This window comes from Ligilactobacillus sp. (assembly GCF_036846325.1).
In the GTDB taxonomy this organism is placed as follows: Bacteria; Bacillota; Bacilli; order Lactobacillales; family Lactobacillaceae; genus Ligilactobacillus.
This window is the reverse complement of record NZ_DAIUCE010000046.1, coordinates 9260-13860: the sequence shown is the minus strand read 5'-3', so window position 1 is coordinate 13860 and position 4601 is coordinate 9260. Positions and strand designations below refer to the sequence as shown.

Here is a 4601-nt window from a genome sequence, read left to right as displayed (position 1 = left end):
CTTTTGAGCCGGTCAAATCAAAATATCTTAAATAACCCGGCTGCTTTTTTGCGCCTTTACTTAGTATATAAAGAGTAAAGAAGGCAGGTTTGCGTTATGAACAAAAGAGAGTTTTTGATCAAGCTGAGCGTCATGGGAGTTCCCTATTCAATCCAGCTTTCAATCGCTGAATTCATCAAACGAAACGACAGAATTCCAGACCTTTCCGAAGCGGAAGGATTCATTGAAGGAAAATCGTTTGAACTTGAGAGGATTTTTCAAAAGGCATTCAGTCCCGAAATTGAACGATTATATCAAAAAAACGTTGAATATGCAGGAGTCGCAACGATTATCGATCGTAATTATCCCAAGTGCCTGAAGGAAATCTATCATCCCCCGGTCGTGCTTTACTTTCAGGGAGATTTCGACTTGGTGAACGAACCGGCCCTGGGAGTAGTAGGTTCAAGGGTTCATTCACCGTACGCAGAAGACAGTCTGAAACTGCTTTTGCCGGACGTCATCAAGCAGGGAATCGTCACCGTCAGCGGGCTTGCGAAGGGCATTGACAGCATCGTGCACCAAATGACGATGAACTGTTGCGGCAAAACGATCGCCGTCATCGGAACCGGACTCGACGTTGTCTATCCAAGGGGCAACGTGATGCTTCAAAATGAAGTGTCCGCCAGGGGGCTTTTGCTGACAGAATACCCGCTTGGATCGCAGCCTCTGAAATTTCATTTTCCGTATCGTAACCGTATCATTGCGGGGCTTGTTCAGACTATTTTGGTCGTTGAGGCAAGACACAGGAGTGGAACGCTCATTACCGCAAACGTTGCCTTGCAGGAAAATCGCAATGTTTTGGCAATTCCCGGGAAAATTACCGATCCCTTGTCGCAGGGAACGAACGAGTTGATTGCAGCCGGGGCTAAACCTGCATTGTGTTCGGAAGATATTATTGAAGAATTCTCAAATTTCTTGACAAATCACATTAAATTACCTTAACATTGGTATCGAATTTATTTAAGACGTTAAATAAAAAGCCTGAACGGATATCAGCGTAATAGAAAAGCAAAAGGAGTTGGGTTCATGCCAACTAAGGACGGCAGTACTAAAGCAAAACCAAAGAAGAAAACAACCAGGAGGACTCCGAAGAAGAGTCTTGTCATCGTGGAATCGCCTTCAAAGGCCAAGACGATTGAGAAGTATCTCGGCAATCGTTACAAGGTAATGGCAAGTTTAGGGCACATTCGCGATCTTCCCAAAAGCAAGATGGGAATTGACGTTGAAAACAATTACGAGCCGCACTATATTTCAATTCGGGGCAAAGGCGACGTGATCAAGGAATTGCGCAAGGAGGCCAAAAAGGCCGACCACGTCTATCTTGCAGCCGATCCGGACCGCGAGGGAGAAGCAATTGCATGGCATCTTTCCTATTTGCTGGGACTGGATCCAAAGGACAAGAATCGCGTCGTATTTAATGAAATTACGAAAGATGCGGTTAAAAATGCCTTTAAGACCCCGCGCGCGATCGATATGAACCTGGTTGATGCTCAGCAGGCCAGACGGGCACTCGACCGTCTGGTGGGTTATTCGATTTCTCCGCTGCTATGGTCAAAAATCAAAAAGGGACTTTCCGCGGGACGCGTGCAGTCAATCGCCTTGAACCTGATTATTCAGCGCGAAAAGGAGATCAGAAATTTCAAGCCTGAAGAGTATTGGACGATTGATGCCGAATTCAAAAAAGGCCGCTCAAAATTTGAGGGCTCTTTTTACGGCATTGACGGCAGGAAGGCTGCTTTGCCGAATAACGATGCCGTCAAGTCCGTCATTGAACGCATCGATACGAAAAAGCCGTTTACGGTAGCCAATGTTGAGAAGAAAGAACGCAGGCGACAGCCTCCGCTTCCTTTTACGACTTCAACGATGCAGCAGGTTGCAAACAACAATTTGAAATTCAGAACTCAAAAGACGATGATGGTTGCTCAGCAGCTTTATGAAGGCATCAACATCGGCCGTGGCGGTGCCGTTGGTTTGATTACCTACATGCGTACTGATTCGACGCGTATTTCTGAAGTTGCCAAGCATGAAGCGTCGGAGTTTATCCATTCTGAGTACGGTGAAAATTATGCCGCAGTCAAACCGCGTCAAGGCAAGCTTGCCGAAGGAGCCCAGGATGCACACGAGGCAATCCGGCCGTCTTCAGTTTTGAGAACACCAAAATCGCTTGAAAAATATCTTGACAAGGATCAGATGAAGCTTTATTCGTTGATCTGGTCACGCTTTGTTGCCAGTCAGATGACGCCCGCCGTTATTGATACGATGCGCGTTGATCTTGAGCAAAACGGCATTTCCTATCGTTCAACCGGTTCAAAGCTCAAATTTGACGGATTTACGAAGGTTTATACTGACTCAAAGCATAAGGACAACATGCTGCCGGAGTTGGAAAACGGTGATGAGGTCATTATGAGCAGGAATCAGCCCAATCAGCATTTCACTTTGCCGCCGGCACGCTTTACAGAAGCCACTTTGATCAAGACGCTCGAAGAAAACGGCGTTGGTCGTCCTTCGACATATGCGCCGACTTTGAATACGATTCAGAAGCGCTACTACGTCAAATTGGCTGCGAGAAAATTTGAACCGACGGAGCTGGGAGAAATTGTCGACAATATGATTGGCAAATGCTTCCCTGATATCCTGAATGTCAAATTCACGGCTGAATTGGAAGATCAGCTGGATGAAATTGAAGAAGGAAAGCAGGAATGGATTAAAGTCGTTGACGAATTCTACAAGCCTTTTTCAATCGAAGTCAAGACTGCTGAGGAGAAAATGGCTAAAGTCAAGATAAAAGACGAACCTGCGGGTTTTGACTGCGAAATCTGCGGGGCTCCGATGGTCATCAAAATGGGGCGGTTCGGCAAGTTTTATGCCTGCAGTCGTTTTCCTGACTGTCGCAACACCAAGGCCATCGTTAAGCAAATCGGTGTCAAATGTCCGCAATGCAAGCGCGGTGAAATCATTGAACGCAAATCAAAGAAGAACAGGGTTTTCTATGGCTGCAACAGGTATCCTGAATGTGACTTCATTTCATGGGATAAGCCGATTGCCAGAGATTGTCCTAAGTGCGGACATTTCCTGATTGAAAAGAAAACAAAACAGGGTATGCAGGTCAAGTGTCCAAATAACGATTATGAAGAAGCTATTCAAAAATAGCCAAACGGAGGATTTTAATGGAAAAATGCGTTAACGTGGTCGGAGCAGGCCTTGCCGGAAGCGAGGCTGCCTGGCAGCTGGCTAAGAGAGGCATTAAGGTAAGGCTTTACGAAATGCGTCCGAAAAAGAACACACCGGCTCATCATACGGGAAATTTTGCAGAACTTGTCTGCACAAATTCTCTGCGAGCCAATCAATTGACTAACGGAGCCGGACTTTTAAAAGAAGAAATGCGACAGCTTGATTCATTGATAATGAAAGCCGCTGATAAAAACAGCGTTCCTGCTGGCGGAGCCTTGGCAGTTGATCGTGATGCTTTTTCCGGTGAAGTCACAAAGACGTTGCATGAAAATGAAAATATTACGGTCATCGAAGAAGAACTCAAGGAATTGCCGCAAGGCTTGACGGTCATTGCGACAGGTCCGTTGACTTCAGACTCGCTTGCAGATTCAATCAAGAAGTTCATGGGTGACGAAGGCCTTTATTTCTATGATGCGGCCGCACCAATCGTTGAAAAGGCTTCGCTTGACATGGACAAGGTTTATCTCAAATCACGCTATGATCGCGGGGATGCCGCCTACCTCAACTGCCCGATGACGGAAAAGGAGTTCGAAAACTTCTACAATGAACTGATTAATGCTGAAACTGCCGAACTGCATGCCTTTGAAAACGAGAAATTCTTTGAAGGATGCATGCCGATTGAACAGATGGCATCACGCGGAAAGAAAACGATGCTGTTCGGTCCGCTAAAACCTGTCGGACTGGAAGATCCTAGAACAGGCAAGGAACCTTATGCGGTAGTTCAATTGCGCCAGGATAATGCCGTTGGCGATTTGTACAATATTGTCGGCTTCCAGACCCATCTCAAATGGGGAGAGCAAAAGCGCGTCTTTTCAATGATTCCCGGTTTGGAAAATGCACAGTTTGTTCGCTATGGCGTCATGCACAGAAACACCTATCTGCGTTCGCCTGAATTCCTGAAAGATACCTACCAGACGAAAAAACGCTCAGATTTGCTTTTTGCAGGTCAGATGACCGGCGTCGAAGGTTACGTCGAAAGTGCTGCAAGCGGACTCTATGCCGGCATCAATGCGGCACGGTTGATTGAAGACAGGGATCCGCTGGTTTTCCCTGTTGAAACGATGATGGGAGCAATGGCTCATTACATCACGCATGCAAGTGCCAAAAACTTTCAGCCGATTAATGCCAATTTTGGAATCGTGCCGCGTCTTTCACAGAAAATTCGCGACAAGCGTGAAAGAAACCTGGCATTATCCAAACGGGCTTTGGATATTCTTGATAAGTACAAATTGGAAAACGAATTGTAAAACAAAAAGGGGACTTGCCGATGACAACGACACATAAGGATGTTTTAGTTTAATGCCTTTACGGTGTAACTCAGAAATGGGTTG

Annotated in this window: 3 protein-coding genes; all 3 read left to right on the top strand. The window is 46.1% G+C overall.

What is annotated here, in order from left to right:
• The first annotated feature begins 96 nt into the window (after positions 1 to 96).
• Entirely contained in the window at positions 97 to 981 is an 885-nt protein-coding gene (dprA, locus tag V7Z60_RS05800; RefSeq protein ID WP_334116902.1) for a DNA-processing protein DprA, read from the top strand.
• A gap of 84 nt (positions 982 to 1065) precedes the next feature.
• On the top strand, positions 1066 to 3189 hold the full coding sequence (gene topA / locus V7Z60_RS05795; RefSeq protein WP_334116901.1) for a type I DNA topoisomerase: 2124 nt from the start codon (positions 1066 to 1068) through the stop codon (positions 3187 to 3189).
• A gap of 17 nt (positions 3190 to 3206) precedes the next feature.
• The gene (gene trmFO / locus V7Z60_RS05790) at positions 3207 to 4517 is read left to right on the top strand and encodes a methylenetetrahydrofolate--tRNA-(uracil(54)-C(5))-methyltransferase (FADH(2)-oxidizing) TrmFO (protein WP_334116900.1); all 1311 of its coding nucleotides are present in this window, start codon (positions 3207 to 3209) and stop codon (positions 4515 to 4517) included.
• Positions 4518 to 4601 lie beyond the last annotated feature (84 nt).

Bases quoted from the DNA above. Each gene is read 5' to 3' on its own strand.
- dprA (WP_334116902.1), top strand. From the start codon at position 97: ATGAACAAAAGAGAGTTTTTGATCAAGCTGAGCGTCATGGGAGTTCCC.
- topA (WP_334116901.1), top strand. From the start codon at position 1,066: ATGCCAACTAAGGACGGCAGTACTAAAGCAAAACCAAAGAAGAAAACA.
- trmFO (WP_334116900.1), top strand. From the start codon at position 3,207: ATGGAAAAATGCGTTAACGTGGTCGGAGCAGGCCTTGCCGGAAGCGAG.